Source organism: Treponema porcinum, assembly GCF_900167145.1.
Classification (GTDB): Bacteria; Spirochaetota; Spirochaetia; order Treponematales; family Treponemataceae; genus Treponema_D; species Treponema_D porcinum.
The window spans coordinates 30,076-52,140 of record NZ_FUWG01000015.1; the positions used below are offsets into that span (position 1 = coordinate 30,076).

Annotated in this window: 21 protein-coding genes; 9 read left to right on the forward strand and 12 right to left on the reverse strand. The window is 42.4% G+C overall.

The features are described from left to right. Positions 1 to 327: 327 nt before the first annotated feature. The gene (locus B5D55_RS09755; RefSeq protein ID WP_078933831.1) at positions 328 to 588 is read left to right on the forward strand and encodes a circularly permuted type 2 ATP-grasp protein; all 261 of its coding nucleotides are present in this window, start codon (positions 328 to 330) and stop codon (positions 586 to 588) included. Positions 589 to 601: 13 nt separating this feature from the next. Here the strand turns inward: B5D55_RS09755 and B5D55_RS09760 are convergent, their stop codons facing one another. From B5D55_RS09760 to B5D55_RS09775, 4 genes are all read right to left on the reverse strand, one after another. Beyond that, positions 602 to 1,222, reverse strand: a complete 621-nt coding sequence (locus B5D55_RS09760; RefSeq protein WP_078933832.1) for a hypothetical protein — start codon at positions 1,220 to 1,222, stop codon at positions 602 to 604. Positions 1,223 to 1,437: 215 nt separating this feature from the next. After that, positions 1,438 to 2,022 (reverse strand): IS256 family transposase, encoded by a 585-nt coding sequence (locus tag B5D55_RS09765; RefSeq protein WP_200805315.1) that lies wholly within the window; start codon positions 2,020 to 2,022, stop codon positions 1,438 to 1,440. A 127-nt stretch (positions 2,023 to 2,149) separates the two neighbouring features. After that, the gene (locus B5D55_RS09770; RefSeq protein ID WP_078933833.1) at positions 2,150 to 2,446 is read right to left on the reverse strand and encodes a hypothetical protein; all 297 of its coding nucleotides are present in this window, start codon (positions 2,444 to 2,446) and stop codon (positions 2,150 to 2,152) included. A 46-nt stretch (positions 2,447 to 2,492) separates the two neighbouring features. Then, a complete protein-coding gene (locus B5D55_RS09775; protein WP_159446206.1) occupies positions 2,493 to 3,413 on the reverse strand; it encodes an FAD:protein FMN transferase in 921 nt (306 codons plus the stop codon). A 256-nt stretch (positions 3,414 to 3,669) separates the two neighbouring features. Here B5D55_RS09775 and rsxC point away from each other — a divergent pair, with 256 nt between their 5' ends. The 6 genes from rsxC to B5D55_RS09805 are packed head-to-tail and all read left to right on the forward strand — an operon-like array spanning position 3,670 to position 8,784. Then, positions 3,670 to 5,040 carry an electron transport complex subunit RsxC gene (gene rsxC / locus B5D55_RS09780; protein WP_078933835.1) on the forward strand — a complete coding sequence of 457 codons (1,371 nt, stop codon included), beginning with the start codon at positions 3,670 to 3,672 and terminating at the stop codon, positions 5,038 to 5,040. Then, a complete protein-coding gene (locus B5D55_RS09785) occupies positions 5,040 to 6,104 on the forward strand; it encodes an RnfABCDGE type electron transport complex subunit D (protein WP_078933836.1) in 1,065 nt (354 codons plus the stop codon). Before rsxC ends, B5D55_RS09785 begins: the two co-directional genes overlap by 1 nt. After that, the gene (locus B5D55_RS09790) at positions 6,104 to 6,709 is read left to right on the forward strand and encodes an RnfABCDGE type electron transport complex subunit G (protein ID WP_078933837.1); all 606 of its coding nucleotides are present in this window, start codon (positions 6,104 to 6,106) and stop codon (positions 6,707 to 6,709) included. Before B5D55_RS09785 ends, B5D55_RS09790 begins: the two co-directional genes overlap by 1 nt. Next, a complete protein-coding gene (gene rsxE, locus B5D55_RS09795; RefSeq protein WP_078933838.1) occupies positions 6,702 to 7,349 on the forward strand; it encodes an electron transport complex subunit RsxE in 648 nt (215 codons plus the stop codon). Before B5D55_RS09790 ends, rsxE begins: the two co-directional genes overlap by 8 nt. A 2-nt stretch (positions 7,350 to 7,351) precedes the next feature. Then, a complete protein-coding gene (locus B5D55_RS09800; RefSeq protein WP_078933839.1) occupies positions 7,352 to 7,930 on the forward strand; it encodes an electron transport complex protein RnfA in 579 nt (192 codons plus the stop codon). Positions 7,931 to 7,959: 29 nt separating this feature from the next. Further along, positions 7,960 to 8,784 carry an RnfABCDGE type electron transport complex subunit B gene (locus tag B5D55_RS09805; protein WP_078933840.1) on the forward strand — a complete coding sequence of 275 codons (825 nt, stop codon included), beginning with the start codon at positions 7,960 to 7,962 and terminating at the stop codon, positions 8,782 to 8,784. Between the two features lie 221 nt (positions 8,785 to 9,005). Here the strand turns inward: B5D55_RS09805 and fumC are convergent, their stop codons facing one another. From fumC to B5D55_RS09830, 5 genes are all read right to left on the reverse strand, one after another. Next, positions 9,006 to 10,391: a class II fumarate hydratase gene (gene fumC, locus B5D55_RS09810; RefSeq protein ID WP_078933841.1), complete on the reverse strand. Its 1,386-nt coding sequence runs from the start codon at positions 10,389 to 10,391 to the stop codon at positions 9,006 to 9,008. 116 nt (positions 10,392 to 10,507) lie between these two features. Further along, on the reverse strand, positions 10,508 to 11,449 hold the full coding sequence (locus B5D55_RS09815) for an L-lactate dehydrogenase (protein ID WP_078933842.1): 942 nt from the start codon (positions 11,447 to 11,449) through the stop codon (positions 10,508 to 10,510). A 138-nt stretch (positions 11,450 to 11,587) separates the two neighbouring features. Beyond that, a complete protein-coding gene (locus tag B5D55_RS09820; RefSeq protein ID WP_234975421.1) occupies positions 11,588 to 12,664 on the reverse strand; it encodes a glycosyltransferase family 4 protein in 1,077 nt (358 codons plus the stop codon). Positions 12,665 to 12,677: 13 nt separating this feature from the next. Next, positions 12,678 to 13,796 (reverse strand): glycosyltransferase, encoded by a 1,119-nt coding sequence (locus tag B5D55_RS09825; RefSeq protein WP_078933843.1) that lies wholly within the window; start codon positions 13,794 to 13,796, stop codon positions 12,678 to 12,680. Beyond that, the gene (locus B5D55_RS09830) at positions 13,793 to 14,842 is read right to left on the reverse strand and encodes a glycosyltransferase family 4 protein (RefSeq protein ID WP_078933844.1); all 1,050 of its coding nucleotides are present in this window, start codon (positions 14,840 to 14,842) and stop codon (positions 13,793 to 13,795) included. The genes B5D55_RS09825 and B5D55_RS09830 overlap by 4 nt, the downstream gene beginning before the upstream one ends. A 57-nt stretch (positions 14,843 to 14,899) precedes the next feature. Here B5D55_RS09830 and B5D55_RS09835 point away from each other — a divergent pair, with 57 nt between their 5' ends. Both B5D55_RS09835 and B5D55_RS09840 read left to right on the forward strand, forming a co-directional pair. Beyond that, positions 14,900 to 16,741, forward strand: a complete 1,842-nt coding sequence (locus B5D55_RS09835) for a hypothetical protein (protein WP_078933877.1) — start codon at positions 14,900 to 14,902, stop codon at positions 16,739 to 16,741. A 15-nt stretch (positions 16,742 to 16,756) separates the two neighbouring features. Beyond that, entirely contained in the window at positions 16,757 to 18,754 is a 1,998-nt protein-coding gene (locus B5D55_RS09840; RefSeq protein WP_078933845.1) for a hypothetical protein, read from the forward strand. An 84-nt stretch (positions 18,755 to 18,838) separates the two neighbouring features. Here B5D55_RS09840 and B5D55_RS09845 read toward each other — a convergent pair whose 3' ends face one another. From B5D55_RS09845 to B5D55_RS09855, 3 genes are read right to left on the reverse strand one after another with little or no spacing between them, the layout of a single operon-like run. Beyond that, positions 18,839 to 19,642, reverse strand: coding sequence for a type I phosphomannose isomerase catalytic subunit (locus B5D55_RS09845; RefSeq protein WP_078933846.1), 804 nt, complete (start codon positions 19,640 to 19,642; stop codon positions 18,839 to 18,841). Next, a complete protein-coding gene (locus B5D55_RS09850) occupies positions 19,643 to 20,827 on the reverse strand; it encodes a nucleotide sugar dehydrogenase (RefSeq protein WP_078933847.1) in 1,185 nt (394 codons plus the stop codon). 2 nt (positions 20,828 to 20,829) lie between these two features. Next, entirely contained in the window at positions 20,830 to 22,062 is a 1,233-nt protein-coding gene (locus B5D55_RS09855) for a CDP-glycerol glycerophosphotransferase family protein (protein WP_078933878.1), read from the reverse strand. Between the last annotated feature and the right edge of the window lie 3 nt (positions 22,063 to 22,065).

Here is a 22,065-nt window from a genome sequence, read left to right on the forward strand (position 1 = left end):
GCGCCTGTAGCCGCTAAGGGTAATATGTTTAAGAAAAACATGGGCTTCAAATCGGATTTTGCGGTCAAGCTGCAAATCCGTATTATACAACTCTTCCTCTTACACAACTGAGTTTGAACAGCCTGCAAAAATTATTCTGATAGGCTATACTGGCTTTACTGGAGAGTGCATTAAGCTCCAAATTTCTCTTGAGTTTTTATAAAAACTGTAATATCATCACGTCATATTGCAACGGCGCATTGTTCTTTGGAACGGTGCGCTTTTTTTTGACTGTAATGGCGCAGTTGGAACAGATGTTCTGACTGCGCTTTTTTTTTGGAGGCACTTATGGAAGATTTGATTTTGAATTCGCATCAAATTAACGAACAGCTTGCTCGGTATGGCGTAAAGTTTGGGATTTACAAAAACGGTGTCTTCAATGAAAGGCTTTTTCCTTATGACCCGATTCCTCGCATTATCAGTGCAGGTGATTGGGAAAATTTGAGCAAAGGACTTGTACAGCGCGTGACTGCCCTGAATCTTTTTCTGGAAGATATTTATTCCGGCAAGCAGATTATTAAAGACGGCATTGTTCGTGTTTTTTTTTAATACAACTCTTTTATTATTTTTCAAAATACCATTGAGGATTGGGATTTAAAGATTTTATAACTGAATACTGTTTTGCGTATTTAAAGTCCTTTTTATTCAAATTCTTAATATTAGTTGTATCTAAAAGCAATTCTGGTTTATTTTTGACCTTTACAAATGGCGGAATATGAGACATACGATTATTTATGGTTATTTTCTTTATATATTTTAATTTTTCTAAATTAACATCAATTGTTTCAATACTTTTTTGATTTTCTTTTGCAAAATCAAGTTCCAGCTCACAATTTTCGAGAAGCGTTAAATCTTCTAGAAAATTTAACGTTTCCGCACCGCATCTAATTAAACCAAGATCTTTCAAGTTCTTAATTTTTTTCAAAAAAGAATAATTGCCTTTGTACTGAAAAAAGTACATACAGAAATTTGTCAGATTCTCAAACTGTTCAAGTCCTTGAATATCTGTAAGTTCTTTTAACCTAAAATTTCCTTTACTGACTAATGTAATACTTTTTGAATCTTTATCAAAACTTTCAGTATATTCTATCCCGTCTTGTAAAATGATTTTTAATTCTACGTTCTCTGCAAATATTTCAAATGAAATAAAAAAAAATAACAACAGTAGGTAATTTTTTTTCATGCTAATCTCCTCTTAGGCAAGTATGATTTTTATTCATGAGACTGTGAAGTCCTTTCTGTAAATTCAGTAGGCTGCGGTAAAAAGTTTTAATGCAGGTATATCCCGCAAGCAGCTGACAGCTACTGTTTCTTTTCTGAATATAAAATACAGTTGATTTTTTATCAAGAGTAAAACACAAAAGACAGTTTCCCTGCAGGAAGCTGCCTTTTTTATGATTAGTCAGGCAGACGGCCTTCGTACATTATGCACATTTCACCGTAAGCCTGGCCCCAGTTATGAATCGGTTGAGTCCATTTTTTTGTAGCCTCAAAAGTAGCCAGATACAATGCCTTCAGCAGAGCCTGGTCGCTTGGAAACACGCTGCGCTGGCGGTTGAGTTTGCGGTAGCTTGAGTTCAGACTTTCAATAGCATTTGTGGTGTAGATAATTTTTCTGACATCTTTCGAGAACTTGAAAATCGGAACTACAACATCCCAGTTTTCTATCCAGCGCTTCATGGAGTTAGGATATTTTGATGACCATTTTTCAACCACACGGTCACGGGCTTTCTGGCCTTCGTCCTCTGAAGCCGCATTGTAAATCGTCTTCAAATCGGCAGCAAAAGATTTCATGTCTTTTGAAGCAACATATTTCAAAGTGTTGCGGACCATGTGAACCATGCAGCGCTGATAATCAGTTTTGGGGAAAGCGGCCGAAATTGCCTCTTTGATGCCGGTAAGGCCAAGAATTACATAGGCTGCTTTTTTGACGATTACACCATTGTCACGAACTGAATAATGAATGGCTCCAAAGGCCGGCATTATATTTTTCTGCCATAAGTCGCCGATAGTAACGGAACATCAGCTTTGCTTTTTCCTGCAGGAAAGATAAGGCGTTTTTCTTATTCGTACAGAAATTCTATGACGTTCTGCGCTACGGGTGTTGTTTTTACAGAATGTCATCGCCGAATTCATCCAGAAAATCATCATCGTCTGTCATATATACGCTGTCATTTCTAAAAGAAATGCCGCCGTAAAATTCATGTTTGTCATAATTTTCATTGCTGTCGTTATCATTTGTGGCAAGTTTTTCTTCAGTTTCTTCGTCTTCATCATTATAATTGCAGTTGTGATGGACAGGACTGTGTCTGTATAATGGTTCGTCTGTTTTTTCAGAATGAGAATGACGGTTTATAAAGGAATATATAACTAAGAATACAATAATGAGAACTGCAATAGTTTCCATAAACACCTTCCGTATTTGTTAAAAGTACCTCTGTATTATAAACCCGTTATTTTATAATACAAGTTTCAAATTCTTGTGCAGGCGGAAGAAGTGAAAAGCGGCGGACAATTCCGTCTGTAATGAAGATTTTTTTGTCTGCGGTAACAATTATATAGTCAAATTCAGGATTGTTTTTCCAGAAGGCGGCGGCTTTTTCCGGTCCAAGTACAAAAAGACTGGTAGAAAGCGCATCGCACAGGACGCCGCTTTTACCTACTGTCGTAGCGGACATAACGTTATTTGATACAGGAAGGGCTGTCCTTCCGTCAAAAATATGTATATAGCGGCGGCCGTCTTCTCCTGTAAAGAAACGTTCGTAGCCGCCGCTTGTAATAACAGCTTCATCCTTTATGCAAAGGCTTCCGAGCGGCTCTGCACCAAACGGATTTTTTATTCCTACAGTCCATTCTGAACCGTCTGGCTTTACTCCGATTGTCTGGATGTTTCCGCCCAAGTCAAGAAGTGCAGATTTTATTCCGTGCGCCTTAAGGATTTTTATTGCTTCATCTCCTGCAAAGCCTTTTCCTGCTGCGCCAAAATCAAACATCATTCCGGGTGCGGCGGTTATGTAATTTTTGTTTACGGTAACTTTTTTCCAGTCTGTAAGCGGAAGGATATTTTCAATTTCTTTTTGAGAAGGAATATGAAAACTTGTTTTTGTAAATCCCCAAAGTGACGTTGCAGGGTACAGGCACGGATTAAATGCACCGTCCGTTCTTTCTGCCATATCAAGGCAGAATGAAAGCAGGTTTGCCGTTGTTTCAGAAACTTCAACGGGAAAGGAAGGAGTATGATTAAGCCTGTAGACTTCGCTTTCGGGCTTTGTGACGGAAAGCAGTGCTTCCAGTTCAGATATGCGTTTCTGTGCTTCTTTATTTGCCTTTTCGCTTTCTGCTCCGTAGCACCTGACTTTCATAAATGTATTCATAGACTCAAAGTATGTTTCTGCGTTTTTCTGCGTACATGATGAAAGTAAAAGTAGGGAAAATGCTATAAAGGATGCACGAAATGTTATTTTATGCGTTTTTTCTGTATTCATTTTAGAAAAATATACTGAAAACGGACTTTGAAATCTACTGAATTTGTCTCTGTTTCTTTTTTTGAACTAGTTGTTTATTGCTAATATAAATCTTTACGATAAAACTAAATAGACATAAAAACTGTCATTCATTATTATATGTGGCATGAAGATTCATACTTTTAAGGGCGGGGTCTGCCCCGACGAAAAGAAGGAACTGAGCAACCGGTGTCCGATTACACCAGCTTTTCCTTCTTCTAAAACTGTTACAATTCCTGTTACTATGGGCGGTGCGCCTAACGTTCCACTTGTAAAGGCTGGCGACCTTGTAGCAAAAGGTCAGAAAATTGCAGACGGGGACAAATTTATGAATTGTCCTGTTCACGCTTCTATTGCCGGTAAGGTAAAGAAAATTCAAAATTGCGTTGTAACCGGCAATCAGGAAGTTCCGTGTATTATTATAGAAAGCGATGGTTCAGACAGAACTGAATATATGCCGCCGCTTGATCCGTTTACCTGTGATGTAAAGGATGCGCTTACCCGTATCCGCGAGGCAGGTATCGTCGGAATGGGTGGTGCGTCTTTTCCGGCGCACGTAAAGCTTAATCCGCCTGAAGACAAGGAGATTGACTATGTTCTTGTAAATGCGGCGGAGTGCGAGCCGTATCTTACCTGCGATGAGCGTACTATGCAGGAAATGCCTGAAAAGGTAATTGACGGTCTTGCAATCATCCTGCGCCTTGTTGGGGCTAGGGGAATTATTGCGCTTGAGGACAATAAGGCGTACATCAAGCCTGTCCTTGAAGAGCAGATTGAAAAGCACGGCTACGGCGATGATATGTCCGTATGTCTTGTGCAGACAAAATATCCGCAGGGTTCTGAAAAATTCATTGTGTCAGCCGTTTTAGGCGTTGAAATTCCAAGCGGAAAACTTCCTGCGGACGCCGGATGCATTATAAGCAATGTAGGAACTGTATGCGCAATAAGCGATGCGTTCCGTTTTGGCATGCCGCTCATCGAGCGCGCGCTTACAATTTCCGGCGGTGCGGTTGTAAAGCCGTGTAATATCCGTGTTCCTGTAGGTACTCTTGTAAGTGATTTAATGCCGGATACATTCTCTATTATAGAAGATAAGGCTGTAAAAATCATAAGCGGCGGTCCTATGATGGGCTTTGCTATGGCAAGTACGGCATTTCCTGTTGCAAAAGGCACAAGCGGCGTAACGTTCCTTACAAAGCGAGAAACGTATCTTGTTGATGAAGATCCGTGCATCGGCTGCGGAAACTGCGTGTCTGTGTGTGCAATGCATCTTTCGCCGGTTCTTATTCTGCGTGAACTTAAAGCCGGAAATTACGCAAAAGCGCGGCGTTTTGGTCTTATGGACTGCGTTGAGTGCGGTTGCTGTGCTTTCATCTGCCCGGCAAACGTACGTATTGTACAGCGCATCCGGCTTGGAAAAGGCGTTGTTCGCCAGCAGATGGCAGACGCTAAAATCCGCGCTGAACTGGAAAAGAAAAACGCAGGAGGGGAAAAGTAATGGCAGAAAACAGATTTTATCTTTCTTCAAGTCCGCATTTTACGTTTGGGCTTTCTACACAGAAAATAATGATGGCGGTGCTTATTGCGCTGCTTCCGGAATGTATTGCCGGTGTTCTTTTCTTTGGAATAAAGGCGCTTGTTACAATTCTTGTTTCCGTAGCAAGCTGCGTTCTTTTTGAATTTTTGTTTCAGAAACTTACGAAGCAGCCTATTATGGTGTCAAACCTTTCCGCTTGCGTTTCAGGCGTTATGCTTGCGCTTGTCTGTCCGCCGACAATTCCTGTATGGATGATTGTCATCGGTGCGGCAGTAGCAGTTGTTGTTGCAAAAGGACTTTTCGGCGGAATAGGCTCAAATGTTTTCAATCCTGCGCTTACTGGAAGAGCTGTTCTTTTCATAAGTTTTCCGCTTGCAATGGGCGCAGAGTGGATGCTTCCTAAAAAAATGACAGAAGCTCTTTCTGCAGCATGTAAACTGGATGCAGTTTCTTCTGCAACGCCGCTTTCGCAGATTGCAGGAGGTACTTTTACGGCAGAGGCAGGAACATACCTTGAGTATTTTCTAGGATATAAAGGCGGCTGTATCGGTGAAACGTCCGTTCTTCTGATTTTTATTTCGTTCCTTTTCCTGCTTACTATTCAGGTTATAGACTGGCGCGCGCCTGTTGCAATGGTCGGTACTGTTGTTGCTGCTTCGTTCCTTGCTGCGCTTCCGTCCGGAATTAACGAAGCTTGCAGAAGCGCCGTTCTTTCAGTTCTTACCGGCGGCCTTGCTTTTGGTGCTGTCTTTATGGTTACGGACTATGCTACGACTCCTGTTACAAAAACGGGACGGCTTCTTTTCGGCTTTGGCTGCGGACTCATTACGTTCCTTATCCGAAAATTCGGCGGATATCCGGAAGGCGTTATGTTCAGCATTCTGATTATGAATGCGGTTGCACCGTGCCTGAATAACGTTACTTCGCGTATGTATGGTTACGGTAAAAAAGGAAACCGCCGTCCGGACGTAAGTAAAATTACGCAGGAATTCGACTTGCGTTCAATTCCGCAGGAGGAAAAATAATGGCTTCTTCAAAGGATTCTGTTTTTGATATGATAAAGCTTGGTCTTATTCTTGTTGCGTATGCAGTTGCATCCTGTACTGTTCTTGCAGTCGTGAACAATGCCACGTCCGTAAAAATCAGGCGTAATCAGATTGACAAGGCAAACTCTGCAATGAAAGCTGTTTTTGCCGATGCTGATGATTTTGAACTTGTGACGGATTTTTCTGCCGGTGCAAGTACGGTTATTACCGTAAGCGATGTATATCTTGCAAAAAAGGACGGCGCTGTTGCCGGAGGAGTCGTGCAGGTTTCAGGTCCTACATACGACAGGGCAAAAATTATCATCGGTTTACGGACGGACGGTACAGTTTCCGGCGTTCAGTTCCTTGAGAACACCGATTCTCCGGGATTCGGACAGAAAGCAAGTGATCCGACTTTTACGCTTGCAAACGGAAAAACGTTCTACGGTCAGTTTGCCGGTAAAAATGCGGCAGACGGTTTTGTTGCCGGAAAGACGTTCGATGCTATTTCGGGCGCGACTATTACAAGTGCCGGCGTTGCATCCCTTATAACGGAAGGTACAAACGTCCTTTCTTCCTATTTTACGGAGCATAATTATGAATAAGCAGCTTCAGATTTTTACAAACGGTTTTATAAAGGAAAATCCGCTTCTTGTCCTGAACATCGGGCTTTGTTCTTCGCTTGGTGTTACTACAAGTATTTTTAACGGAATAGGTATGGGAATAGGAATGACGTTCGTTCTTGTTATGAGCGAAATTGTCATAAGCCTTTTCAGAAAGTTCATTCCGTCGGCGATACGTCTTCCTGTATTCATCATCATTATTGCGGCATTTACTACTATTGTTCAGCTTGTGCTTCAGGCATACGTTGAATCCCTGTACGATGCGCTTGGAGTTTTCCTTCCGCTGATAGTCGTAAACTGTATTATTATGGGCAGGGTGGAGGCGTTTGCTTCCAAAAACAACATCGGAAATTCCATTCTTGATGCGCTTGGTATGGGAATAGGCTATACAATCGTCCTTGTTCTGATTTCCCTTATCCGTGAACTTTTAGGCGGCGGAACTCTGCTTGCCGGAACTGCCCTTAAAATCGAGGTAATTCCAGAGGCATACAGAATCGGGCTTTTCAACAGTGCGCCGGGAGGATTTCTTGTATTCGGAATTCTTGCCGCAGTCGTACAGGCAGGAAAACGTGCCGCCGCTCAGAAAAAGGCTTCAAAAAACAATGAGAGGCAGGAGGACTAAAAATGAACGAAACTATCAGCATTTTTCTGAAGTCAGCGATTATCGACAACGTAGTTCTTATTCAATATCTTGCAATCTGTCCTTTTATAGGAATGACAAACGATACGGAAAAGGCAACAGGAATGGGACTTGCAACTACATTCGTTATTATGCTTGCAACCGCTGTAACCTGGCCGCTCTACCATTTTGTTATGATTCCTCTTGGTCTTCAATTTCTTCAGACGCTGTTTTTTATTCTTGTAATTGCATCACTTGTTCAGCTTGTTGAATTCTTTTTGAAAAAGAAAGTTCCGGGACTGTATAACTCAATGGGCGTATATCTTGCGCTTATCACTACGAACTGTGCCGTTCTTGGCGTTACAATAAACTGTATCGGAAAGAACTACAATTACGGTCAGAGCCTTGTGTATGCGTTCGGTACTGCAATGGGATTTCTTCTTAGTATGGTGATTATGAGCGCCGTCAGAAGCCGCGTAAAGATTGCAAAAATTCCCGAAAGTTTTAAGGGAACGCCTGTACTTTATGTGTCTGCAAGCTTGCTGAGCCTTGCATTTCTTGGATTCAAAGGGCTTATAAAATAAGCATCTGAATTAAGGTTATTGGGGTTATTATGAATACGATTTTATATACGGTGATTGTTGCGCTTTCGATTGCGTTTATTCTTGGCGTTCTTCTGGGGCTTTTCAAGAAAATATTTCACGTAAATGTTGACCCGAAAGTGCAGAGCGTGCGCGAAGTGCTTTCCGGTGCAAACTGCGGCGGCTGCGGAATGGCCGGCTGTGATGCGTTTGCCGGTGCTGTAGTAAAAGGAAGCGCGCCTTCTGACGGCTGTGTTGCCGGCGGAGCAGCCTGCGCTTCAAAAATTGCAGAAATTCTTGGAAAAGCTGGCGTTGAAGTAAAGCCTAAGGTTGCGGTAATTGCCTGTCAGGGAACGGCAGAGTGCGCCGCCGACAAAGGTATTTACAACGGCGTAAAGACGTGCAAGGCGGTGCAGCTTGTTATGAACGGAACTAAAAAATGCGCGTTCGGCTGTATCGGATTCGGCGACTGCGTTGCAGAATGTCCGTTCGGTGCTCTTTCTATGGGCAAAAACGGTCTTCCTGTCATTGATTACAAAAAATGCGTGGGCTGCGGAAAATGTGCTAAAGCCTGTCCTAAAAAACTTATCTCAGTCTGGAATGCAGATACAAAAGGTTCTATTGCATTGTGCGCAAATCACAGCGACAATAAACCGCAGATTAGAAAGGACTGTTCTTCCGGCTGCTTCAAATGCGGAATGTGTGCCCGAAAATGTCCTGAGCAGTGCATTGATGTTTCTAGCGGAATTCCTAAAGTCGACTATACAAAATGTACAAGTTGCGGCGAATGTATAAAATCCTGCCCGGATAAAGTTCTTGTCCTGTTTCAGGATATAGTGGGTAGGGCGCAGCACTAGCTTTTTCTATAACGGAATATCGTTTTTAGCTGCGCTTTCAATTTTGCTTGCGGCAAAATTGAATAACGTATTTAATGAAATACTGAATAAATTCTATTGAGGATTTTTCAGTGTTAACCTTGAATGATTTTTGCAAAAATACTAATACGGTATAAAAAATGCGGTCGGCTTTACAGGCAGACCGCATTTTTTGTCTTATAAACTCATATCAAAATAAAATATTATTTCGGATAAGCCATACTTTCCGGCTTGAATACTTCGTCGAATTTTTCTGCCGTAAGGAAGCCGAGTCCTACGCACGCGTCTTTAAGCGAAATGTTTTCATCAAATGCTTTGTGCGCAGTTTTTGCCGCATTTTCGTAGCCGATATACGGATTAAGGGCTGTTACAAGCATCAGTGAGTTGTAAAGGTTGTGGTGCATTTTTTCCTTGTTTGCAGTAATTCCTACAGCGCAGTTGTCGTTGAAAGAAACCATTGCTTCTGCAAGCAGGCGGACTGACTGAATGAAGTTATATGCGATTACCGGCATAAATACGTTAAGTTCAAAGTTACCCTGACTTGCGGCAAAACCGATTGCAGAATCGTTACCCATTACCTGTACGGCAACCATTGTAACTGCCTCGCACTGAGTCGGATTTACTTTTCCAGGCATTATGGAACTTCCCGGTTCGTTTTCAGGAATATGAATTTCTCCAAGACCGTCGCGCGGACCTGATGCAAGCCAGCGTACGTCGTTTGCAATCTTCATCATATCGCACGCAAGAGCCTTTACTGCTCCGTGTGCAAAAACAAGTTCGTCCTTGCTTGTAAGCGCGTGAAATTTGTTCGGAGCTGTAACAAAGTCTTTTCCCGTAAGTTTTGAAACTTCTTCTGCAACTTTTACGTCAAAGCCTTTCGGCGCGTTCAGTCCTGTTCCTACGGCAGTTCCGCCGAGAGCAAGCTGTTTAAGGTACGGCAGGGAAGAGACAATCATTTCCCGGTCGCGCTCAATGCTTGTGCGCCATCCGCTGATTTCCTGGTCAAATGCAATCGGAACTGCATCCTGAAGGTGAGTGCGTCCTGACTTTACGATGCCTTCGTTTTCTTTTTCAAGGCGCTTGAAAGTTTCTGTCAGCTTGTCTATTGCAGGAAGAAGCTTGTCCTCCAGCTCGCATACGGCAGAAATATGGAGCGCTGTAGGGAAGGTGTCGTTGCTTGACTGGCTCATATTGATGTCATCGTTAGGGTGAAGGATTTTTTTTCCTGCGATTTCGTTTCCGCGGTTTGCGATGACTTCGTTTGTGTTCATATTTGACTGCGTGCCGCTTCCTGTCTGCCATACTACAAGCGGAAAATGCTCGTTCAGGCTTCCTGAAATTACCTCGTCACACGCCTGTTCGATTGCAGACAGTTTTTCAGAAGTCATTTTTTCCGGCTTAAGTGCATTGTTTGCACGTGCCGCAGCTTTTTTAAGGTAACCGAATGCACGCGTAATTTCGCGCGGCATTGTTTCGATTCCTACTCCGATTTTAAAATTTTCGTGGCTTCGTTCCGTCTGTGCAGCCCAGTATTTGTCTGCAGGAACTTTCATTTCGCCCATAGAGTCGTGCTCTATTCTGTATTCCATTTTTTACTCCCGTAAAAATCAATTGTGTAAAGGGAAACGCCCTTTTTATCATAAAAAAAGCGGCTCTTACGGAAACGTAAAAAAACCGCTTTTTACATTCATGCTGTTCTTCTTTTCTAGAACTGCAGCTGGCTAAGAACGCCTTTAAGACATTCTGCGCTGTGCTGGAGTTTTGCAATTTCATCATCTGTAAGCGGAGCTACGATTCTGCTTGTAATTCCTTTTGAGCCTACAACAGCAGGAATTGAAAGACATACGTCTTTGATTCCGTATTCGCCGTTCAGCATTGTAGAAAGTGTAAGTACAGAGTCAGTTTCGTAGTTCAGCGCTTCGCACAGACATGCTGTGGTTACTCCGATAGCATAGTTCGTGCATTTTTTTGCTGCAATAATAATTCCGCCGGACTTGCGGATATATTCCTCAACGTCATCTTTGTTGAATGACGGAAGTTTTTGTCCTTCAACAGCAGATGCATATTTTTCAACAGGAATAGAACCGATGTTTGCCAAAGACCACGGAACGAAAGATGAATCTCCGTGTTCGCCGAATACGTAGCCGTGAACGTTCTCCTGTGCAACGCGGTATGTTTCTGCAATACGTGCGCGGAAACGTGCTGTATCAAGCATTGTTCCAGTTCCAAAGATATGGTTTGCAGGAATGCCTGATGTCTTTACAAACTGGTATGTAAGTATGTCGACCGGATTTGCAACAACTACATACAGTGCATTCGGTGCTACTTTTGTAATTTCAGGAATGATAGATTTTGTAATGTTTACGTTCGTCTGGGCAAGGTCAAGGCGTGACTGACCTGGTTTACGGGCTACACCAGAGGTAAGAATTACAATGTCAGAATCCTTAGCATCAATATAATCTCCGTCATGAATAGAAATTGGACCAAGGAACGGAGTTCCCTGCCGGATGTCCATTGCTTCTCCCATAGCCCTGTCTTTTGCAATGTCAATTAAAACAATTTCAGAAGCCAGCTGCTTCAATGTCAGCGCATACGCTATGGTAGAACCTACCTGACCGGCACCAATGATAGTAATTTTGTTTGACATATATTGTGTCTCCCATAAAAAAATCTATGAAACGGTACTTATTGAAAATAAAAAGTACCGTTTAACAATATTACTTTATATTATAACGAATTTTTACATTTGTGTTAACTGTTATAAATCCATATTTTGACTGCAAATTTAAAAATATTCTTTAAGTACGTCGTACAGTCTGACTGCAGAATTGTGCAGGGTGAACTTTTCAAGCAGTTTTTCCGGGCTTTCAACAGGCTGCGAAAGCACTTCGTCAAGATTTACGTCCGGTTTGTCTGGGCTTATGTAGCAGGCACATTTTCCGTAGATTTCAGGAAGGCTTGCCGCATCTGATATGATGATTTTTGCACCGCAGCTAAGCGCTTCAAGAGGCGGAATGCCGAACCCTTCAAAATATGACGGAAAGATAAACGCCCTGCATTTTGAAAGCATTGCCTTAACCTGTCCGTCAGAAAGATAGCCTGCCATAATTATATTTTTCAGGTTTCCTGTTTTCTTGAGTTCCTCCGGCACGATGCTTTCAAGTGATTTTCCGGAAACTACAAACTGTTCGTCCGGGTAAAGAGAAGCATGCTCTATAATCCACTTGAGGTTTTTTCTGGTAGAAAGGCTTCCGAGTGAAAAATAAAACTTTTTTTCTTCAAGTTCAGGAAACAGACGGAATACTGAATAGTCCGGTTTGATAGCGCTGTAGTTTCCCATTCCTGCATACACGACTTTTATGCGGTCAGGATTTATTTTATAAGTATCTGCAATTGTTTTTTTTGAATACTCTGAAACAGTTATGATTTTCTTTGCTTTTCTGGCAATCCGCCTGTACATCAGGTTTGAGTAAAGCTGGATGAGTCTGTCCCGCGGATTTGCGCTGTAGTCGGACGGGTAGAGCTTTGCAAAAATATCGTGGATATATTCTATTCCCGGAGAGAAGAAAGGACACGTATTGGAAAAATCCAGGCTGAGCCGCCTGTTTTTTATGACGTATTTCTGAAAATGAACCTGTGTCCATTTAGGAAAAAATGATGCTTCTGCCTCAAGCCGTACGATTTTTATGTTTTTAAGTTCAGGAAGATTTTGTGCGTTTTTTGGAACTACAAGTTCGATTTTTCCGCTTTCTGCAAGCCTGTCAAGTTCCTTCGTCGTTTCTATGGCAACGCGCTCTATTCCTGTAACTGTACGGCACCACGATTCGCCGTTTATGGCAATAATCCTGTTTTTTTTCTTCATACGCGCCTGTTTCCTAAATTTTTGTTTTTGCACGTTCTGCTGCTGCATCTACCGCAGCAAGGAAGTCTTCCTTAAAGCGTTCAAACGTAAATGACCGTGCATGTGAAACGATTTCTTCTTTTTTGAATGTTTCCTTTTTGTCAAGCTCTTCGAACCTGCATATCGCGTCTGCAAGGGATTCTGATGTCTGCTCAGGGAAGAAAATGCCGGTTTTTTCCTGAATGACCGTTTCGCAGGCACCGCCTTTTCCAAAAGCAATGACCGGTGCGCCGCAAGCCTGCGCCTCAAGCGGAACAAAACCGAAGTCTTCCTCTGCACAGAAAAGCAGAGCACGGCATCGCTGAAGGTAGTCAAGTACCGTTTCGTCGCTTGCCCTGCCGGTAAACGTGATGTTCCTGTCATTGCCGGCAAGCTCGCGAAGCTTTTTCTCCTCAGAACCGCCTCCTATGATGACAAGTTTTTTTCCGAGTTTTTTACAGGCAGAAACGGCAAGGTCAATCCGCTTGTACGGAACAAGGCGCGAAAATGCCACGTAAAAATCTTCGCGCGGTTTTTCCGACGGAGAAAAGCGGCTTACATCTGTAGGAAGATAGATTACGCGTGCTTCCCGGTTCCAGAATTTCTGTATGCGCCGCGCAATATATGCAGAATTTGCAATGAGAACGTCTATCCGCTGGCTTGAAACGTAATCCCACAGGCGGATCTGACCCATCCACCTGTTCATAAAAAATCGCGTAAGCCATCCGCTTCTCTTGCGGTAATCAAAGAAAAGATCCCAGGCATAGCGCATAGGCGAGTGAATGAACGCGACGTGCGGAACTGAAGGCGGAGTAATAATGCCTTTTGCGCAAGACGATGAAGAACTTATGACTAAATCGTAGCCGGAAAAATCAAACGATTCAAACGCGCCCGGCATAAATTTAAGAAGTTTCGTGTAGATTTTTGGTGCAAATGGAATTTTCTGAAAATATGACGTAAAAATCCTGTTTGAGTCAAAATGACCTTTCATCTTTTTCTTGTCATAGACAAGGGTGTAGATGTCTGCATCGGGATAAAGTTTTAAAAGATATTCGACGAAAAGTTCAGCTCCGCCGTAATTTACAAGCCAGTCGTGGACAACAGCAACTTTCATATCAATTCCTTTTTTATGGTTTCAAATGTTTTACTGAATGAATAGATTTTTGGAATGTCCCGAACTTCCGGGAGTTCAAAAGACTTTTCGATTTTTTCTGCAAGGTCGTCTGGATTTCCTGAAGAAAAGAACGTAACCGGAAAATCTCGGTAGATTTCCCTGAACACAGGAATGTCGGAGATTACGGCGTTCGTTCCGCAGGTAAGCGCTTCAAGCGGCGGCATTCCGAATCCTTCGTAAAATGACGGCTGGACAAGAAGGTTTGCCTTGTAATAGCAGTTTTTCAGTTCTTCGTTTGATATTTTTCCTGTAAAGCAGACTGCGGACGGCGGAAGAGTTTTTATTTCTTCAAAGATTGCAGTATCGCCGGTGCGGAAATTTTCTGCGTTTCCTACTATTATAAGGCGTGAGTCCGGCACTTTTTTTAGGAGAAGCCGGAAAGCATCAAGAAGAACTTTTAGCCCCTTGTGCTTTTTTATGTTTCCTACAAAAAGGACAGAATGTTTTTCTTTCCGTATGATTTCCGTTCCGTCGGTGCGTGACGAAAGGTATTCCGGTGCGGCATTATACGTTACGACAACCGGCTTTTTGCAGTGAAGGAGCGTTTTTATGCGCTCCGCAGAAAAATTTGAAACTGTAAAAACTGCGGCGGATTTTCGTGCGGCGCGCCTGTAAAAGCATTTTCTTACGAATGTACCTGCTTTTGAAGCAAGACCCGGCACGTCAAGAAAAACAATATCGTGGATTGTTGTGTACACCGGAACGCGTATGCCTCCCGGAATATTGCAGTACGGCGTGTAGAATGCGCCGCATTCGTTTATTTTTTTCAGGACGTTTTTCGGAAAAAAGAAAAGTTCCTGTACGGAAAAAGGTTCTGCCGTACATTCGCAGACAGTTACGCCGGCACAAGATTTGTATTTTTCAATGACGCTGCCGCTTCCGATAAGCAGGCATTCAAAATCTTTGATAAAATAGGGAAGAAGAGCATCAAAATATGAGCCGATTCCGCTTTTTCCGCTCATTCTGCAGTCAATTGCTATTTGCATATTGAAAAAATATATACTTTCTTGTACATAAAATCAATGTGTGATACATTTGCGTGTATGAAAATAAAACGTTTTCTTACCATTCTTATACTTTCTGTCGCGGTTCATTGCGGTGTTTTTTCCCAAATTTACAGCCAGCAGCAGCTTATAAAAGCAGGACACTGGATTTACGATGCGCTATTTAAATTGTATGCAGAAAATGCGCGCCTTACAATTGCAGACAGTGCGCCATTGAGCGTTTCAGAACTCCGTCTTTATTTTTCAAAAATTGATTATGAGTCGCTTTCTGATTCCGGGCGGGCGGTGTACCGCGAAGTGCAGGACTTTCTGTACACAGATGCATTTAAATTTAATTTCAGCGGCGCCTTTATGGGTTTTAACTTAAAGCTGGAGCCAGAACTTCTTCATAAATCAAATTCTGACCTTGACTGGTCGTTTCAGACAGATTACACAGGGCATATTCCTCATACGGAATACAAATACAGTGATGAAATCAACTACAAAGACAGCGAAGATGACAGAATTGCGATAAAAATAGAAAACGTGGAGAAAAAAATTGTACCTTCTGAATATGGTGCAACTTCCTCTTTCAACGCAAATTCCCTGAGCAGACCGTTTGCTTCTGTTCCGATTTATCTTGGCTGGGGCGATATTTTTATGATAGAAACATCGCCGTGCTTTGCAAAAAGCTGGTGGGCAATGACAGAGGATGATAATTTTATAAATATTGCTTATTCCGGGTCTGACCTTGACTTTTTGTGGCCTCGCGAAGCATACGGAACTGCCGGCTGGTGTTTTGGAAAGTGGGGCTTTAATATTCATACGGCACGCTCCGGACTTCAGATCGGGCGTACACAGACAGGAAGCATCATTTATAACAATTCCTTTGAAACACAGTCCTACGTACAGCTGAATTTATATTCGCAGTATATGAAATACAATCTTGACGTAGTTCAGATTGAAAAGCAGAAATTTATGTACCTTCATATGCTTGACATACAGCCGTTCAAATGGGTACGCGCCGGTCTTGTTGAAGGAACTCTTATTAACGAACCGTTTGAGCTTCGCTTTTTAAATCCGCTTATGATTATGCATTCTTTCGGCTCGTGGGAAGACTATTCCGACGACAAGGAAGAAGCTGTATACGGAGAATCGCACGTCTGTGCCTATATGGGCGTATTTGTGGACATTATGCCGTGCAAAAACCTTCGCATTTACGGCTTGTATGCCCAGAATGAAATTCAACCGCCGTCAGAACAGGGGTCCGCAAACGGAAGGGCAATGCCTGACAGTCTTGGAGGACAGCTCGGTTTTGAACTTAATATTCCGGAAAAAGACGGCGGATACTATACGCTGGCTATGGAAGGAATTTACACAACTCCATATTTGTATATAAAACAGGGTGCAGACTGGTCTTTGTACAGTTCACGTTACAATATGCAAAGTAACGGTTCAACGCCGCTCTGTTCATGGATTGGTACGCCGTTCGGTCCTGACGCAGCCGGTTTTCAGGTAAAATTCGGCTATGAAAGGCTGAACAGATGGAATGCGGAAATTCAATATCTGTTTCTTGCGCACGGTACTAATTCGTTCGGAATGTTCGGTTCATATTTTGAAGATAAAAACGGCGACAGGTGGTGGGCGTATTATCCAAGCGTCCTTCGCCGTCTTGGAATTTTAAGCGATGATGACTCAGAAGATATTGCCCGTTCGTACAAACTTACCGGCACTGTGCAGTTTACAAACTCAATAACGCTTAAAGGCTATTATACGTTCAACAGTCATCTTCGTGCGGATGCACAGGCAGTCTATCAGTTTATAATAAATCACAGGAATGTCAGCGGTAATTTTGAACAGGGGATAGAACTTGCCGTGTCTTTGACGTATAATCTATTCTAGTTTCTTGAGGATTTTATGAAAAAAAAGATTTTTTGCAGCGTTTTGTTTTCAGTTCTGATTGTTTCTGCATTTGCACAGAATAATCTCAGCGTCGATGTTGACAGTGAAATATACAGGATTCTGGAAAACTGCCAGAGCAGGGGACTGTGCGATATTCTTCCCGGTGCAAAACCTTATACGCAGAATAGAATCCTTCAGGCAGTAAATGAAATTCTTGAAAATGAAGACAGACTTTCTGCTACGGAAAAAGCCGTTCTGAATGATTATCTTGAAGAACATTCGCAGAAAGAAGAAAAAGTCGTTTCAAAAACGCATCTTCGCCTTCAGAATAATATTCTGAACGTTCCGTTCAGTTTTGAATATATGTTCGGACTTGAAGTAAGCGGAAGCAGCGGTCTGTATACTGATTCTGATTTTAACAAGGCCGGATTCGATTTTATTCCTTCCGTTGATTTCAGGGGCGATTTGAGCAGATACATTTCCTACACGCTGAAAGTTCTTATTGACGTTACGCGGATGCCGCTTTATGAATGCGGAACTGATTATTTTGTCGGCTACAGCTGGTTTAATACTTTTCCTGCAAAAGAAGGAACTGAAAATACAAAACCGTATGAAGTAGGAGATTATGCGGACGCGCTGGCAGACAATGACAATGACAAATCCGTTGCCGATGCAAAATACGGCGAGCCTGACCGCAGGACGATACGGACATTAAAAAATACGGCATACCTTCCTTTTGCCTATAAGAAAAAATGGAGCGGTCAGATGTATCTTTTGGAAAATATGAGCGCGTCCGGTCTTGAAGGATGGCCGCAGACTCTTGGCGTTAGCGGAACAATCAATGCCGAAATCCGTACTTCGCTTCTGAATAACAGCATTTCCATAGGTGCAGGTAGAATAAATCACGAATGGGCGGCAATGGACACAGGTTCAAGTCTTGTACTGAACAGAAGTGCGCAGCCGTTCTTTTCTGCTGATATGACGGTGGAGCTTTTTCCGTTCCTGACGTATTCTGCGCTTACTGGAATTCTTGAATATCCTAATCAGGATTATATGGCAGAATCAAGCTGGCCGGACGGAATTGAAGATGACTCATTGTTCCAGAATGCTTTTTCCCTCAATATGATTGAACTTGACTACAAATATTTTCATTTTGATTTCGGTTCGTCCGTTGTGTGGCCTAAGCGGTTTGAGATAGGGTATATTTTCCCTCTGGTAAATTTTGTTGAGTATCAAAATCACATCGGTGACAACGATAACTGTGCCCTTTTCGGAGACATTATGTTTAGAAAACCGGGACTGGGTTCTATATGGGCATCTTTGTATCTTGACGAAATCAACGGATTGAATAACAATCCGCTTACTTCTTCGCGCGCTATGTTTGCCGGTCAGCTTGGTACAAAAATCATTATTCCTAAACTTCCGTTTGCTTCAGTTTCTATGCGATATACAAAGGTTGAACCGTTCTGTTATACGCACCATTCAATCAACTATACTCCGTGGTACAGCCACTATGTGTGCGAAAGTTACACGAATAACGGAGAATGTCTTGGTTATTATCTTCCGCCGAATGCAGATGAGTTTTTCTTTCGCTTTGAAACTACTCCTGTACGCGGACTCAGTACGTCTTTTCAATATCAGTTTATCCGTCACGGTGCAGACTATGGAACACAGCAGGTTCAGGGAAGCAGCCTGTATTCAGAACTGTCAAATGCAAATCGTGATGACATAGAAAAGCACTTTCTGCACGACGGTGCGTACAACTGGATGCATATTATAAGTGCTGGTGCATCATATTCTACAAAGAAAACAAAAGTCCCGTTCAATGTATATGGCAGTCTTGGATTTTTGTACAGCTACTACACGATGATTGATGACGAAGACTACGAAATGACTATCCTTGGAAATCATAAGGCGGACGGAAATACAAAATATCATTTTGTAGATAACGACGAATATCCTGTTCAGTGCGGCATTGTAATGACGTTTGGAATTAAACTGTGGAATTTCTAGGGGCGGGGATTAACGGATAGATGAAGTTCCGCTAACAAAAAAGCTGTCCGGCAAGGACAGCTTTTTTTATCATTTAAAGCTTTTTCAGGATGCAGAAATCTTCATAAGTGAAAGATGACCCTCAACGGTTACTTTTTCACCTGGCAGCAATGCAAAAATATCATTTTTACTGATTTTTTCATTTGTTCCGCCGTTCGCCTTTATAACTCCTTCGCCGTCAAGAATAAACAGAAGGCGGCAGTTTTCAGGTATATTTTTTCCGCTTGCAAACATACTCCATCCTCCGTTTACAGTTATTTTTTCAAGCGAAAAATACGGACAGCTGAATTCTCCCGGAAAGGCACTGATTTTATCAAGCGGACTGTTCTTGATTGATTTCAGCGATTTTTCTATATGAAGTTCGCGCGGACGTCCCCAGTCATAAAGGCGGTACGTTATGTCGCAGGACTGCTGTACTTCAAGAAGCGTAAGTCCGCCGCCGATTGCGTGAACAGTTCCTGCCGGAATAAAGATAAAATCATCTTTTTTTACCGGAACAAGATTAAGGTATGAGTCAAGTTTATTTGCGTCAATTGCAGCCTTGAGTTCTTCCGCAGTGTAAGTGCCGTTCAGTCCGTAGACAAGCTGTGCGTCCGGTGCGGCGTTCAGCACATACCAGCATTCCGTTTTTCCTACGTTTCCTTCACCTTCAAGCTGTACGGCGGTGTCGTCATCCGGGTGAACCTGAACGGAAAGCGATGAATCTGCCTTTATTATTTTTACAAGCAGAGGATAAGAACCGCCCAGCGCAGAAAGAAATTCTTTCTGGACGCCGGCTTTGTGTGTTGAGGCAAGCCATTTTTCATAGCCCCAGACTTTATCAAATTTCAGAGAGTCAAGCCTTATCATCTAATCCCTCGAATACAAATCCCTCGTATAAACCTTTTCTTTTACAGAAAGCAGATCGTCAGTCATTCTGTTTGCAATAATAACGTCGCTCATCTGCTTGAACTCTTCAAAATCACGAATGACTTTTGAATTGAAAAAATCCTCCTGTTTGTAAGTCGGTTCATAGATTACAACTTCAATTCCTTTTGCCTTAATGCGCTTCATAACGCCCTGAATTGAACTCTGGCGGAAATTGTCGCTGTTCGCTTTCATTGTAAGACGGTACACACCTACTGTTTTAGGCTTGCGCGAAATAATCTGGTCTGCTATAAAATCTTTTCTCGTTGTGTTTGACTCAACGATAGCCTGAATAAGATTATTTGGAACGTCCTTATAGTTTGCAAGAAGCTGCTTTGTGTCCTTTGGAAGACAGTAACCGCCGTAACCGAACGACGGATTATTGTAGAAGTCGCCGATTCTAGGGTCAAGGCATACGCCTTTGATGATTGAGGCAGTATCAAGACCGCGCACTTCTGCATAGGTGTCAAGTTCGTTGAAGTATGCTACGCGAAGCGCAAGATAGGTATTTGCAAAAAGTTTTATCGCTTCTGCTTCCGTGCAGGTTGTAATAAGGACAGGAATGTCAGTCTTAATTGCGCCCTGCTTCAAAAGTTCAGAGAAAGAAACAGCCTTTTCTTTAAGGAACGGCTTTGTTTTTGGATAACTTACTACGATGCGCGAAGGGTAAAGGTTGTCATAAAGCGCATGACCCTCACGCAGGAATTCCGGCGAAAACAGAATATTCATATCAGGATATTTTTCAAGAAGCATATCATTATATCCAACTGGAACGGTTGATTTTACAATGACAACAGCTTCTTTGTTGTATTTCTGCACTAAATCAATGACGGCTTCTACGCTTGAAGTGTCAAAAAAATTCTTTGTTTCATCGTAATTTGTCGGTGTAGAAATGATTACAAAATCCGCATTTTTATAGGCTTTTTCAGAGTCTGTTGTAGCCTCAAGATTAAGCGTTTTTTCTGCAAGATATTCTGAAATTTCCTTGTCTACAATCGGCGATTTTTTACTGTTTATAAGGTCTACTTTTTCCTGAACAATATCAACGGCATATACTTTGTTGTGCTGTGAAAGCAATATAGAATTTGAAAGCCCTACATAACCGGTGCCTGCAACTGCAATAGTCATAATTAGTCCCCTGTTTTTTGTATCATATAGTCTGCAATACGCTTTCCTGCTTCGCCGATGTGCATCCATGCAGTTTCTTTTGCGATTTTCCGCTGTGCTGCAAGTTCCGGCGAGTCAGATGCGTTCTGAATTACCTCTTTTATGTTGTCAAAATCTTTTTCGTCAAGTTTTATGCCCATTTTTTCAAGAACGGCAAACTGCCACAACTGCTTGTTTAAATCATAAGCATCATACGGCATAAGATCCATATCGGCAGAAACATACATTACAGGTTTGTCGCACAGGAACGTATAGTCAAAAATAATTCCTGAAAAATCTGAAATCATCATATCTGCTTTTTTCATTGAATAGATGTTGTCGCGCTCGTAATCCCACTCAAGATTTTTATTGTCCTTGTAGCGTGTTTCAAGCCGTTTAAGCATTTCCGGTTCTGATTTCTTTGACTGCGGATGAGGGCGGACGATAATGCGCCAGCCGGTCTTTACAAGTGGATCAAGCAGTTTTTCGCCGTAGCGTGCAAGAACTCCGACTTTTCCCCAGGACGGAGAAACAAGCACTGTAAACGGATGGTTTTCTTCCTGCGGAACGCTCTTGATTTTCTGCGAAAGGACATCAAGATACGTACATCCGACCGTAACAAGTTCTTTCTGCGGAATGCCGCGCTGGTTCTCAAGCGCACGTATGTCATCTTTCTGATAGTCGCCGGTAAGAAGGACAGAATCAAAATAGTCGAGTCCGAACAGGCGGTATGTTGTTGCGTCGTTAGGCATATGAAGGACGTGCGAATAGTGCGCAACGCGCTTGCTTCTCTTAAGCTGGTACACCTGAAGTCCAGGCGTCGTCATTAGCACAAAACCGGCGCTCAGCATATTGAGTTTTGCAAATGCAACGTTTCCTTCACCGATAAATTCCGGTTTTACGAATTTATACGTTTCATTAAAAACTGGATCGTCCTTTGCAGAAGTGTAGTAGGTAAGTTCAATTCCGCGCTTTTCAAATTCGTCTGCAACAGGCTTAAATACGTTCCAGTATTGCTTGCCTTCGCAGTAGATTACGTACTTTTTATAGGAAGAATCGGCTGCAACACCGCCTTTTTTCCCGGAGAAAAACAGCTTGAGCTTTAAAAACAGCGCTTTTGCAAGGAAGAAAAGCGTTGCTGCTGCGCCAATAAGAATTGAGAACAGCATACTTCCCGTGCCAGGGTCAATGTACAATGTTAAAACAGTAGAATTCATCAT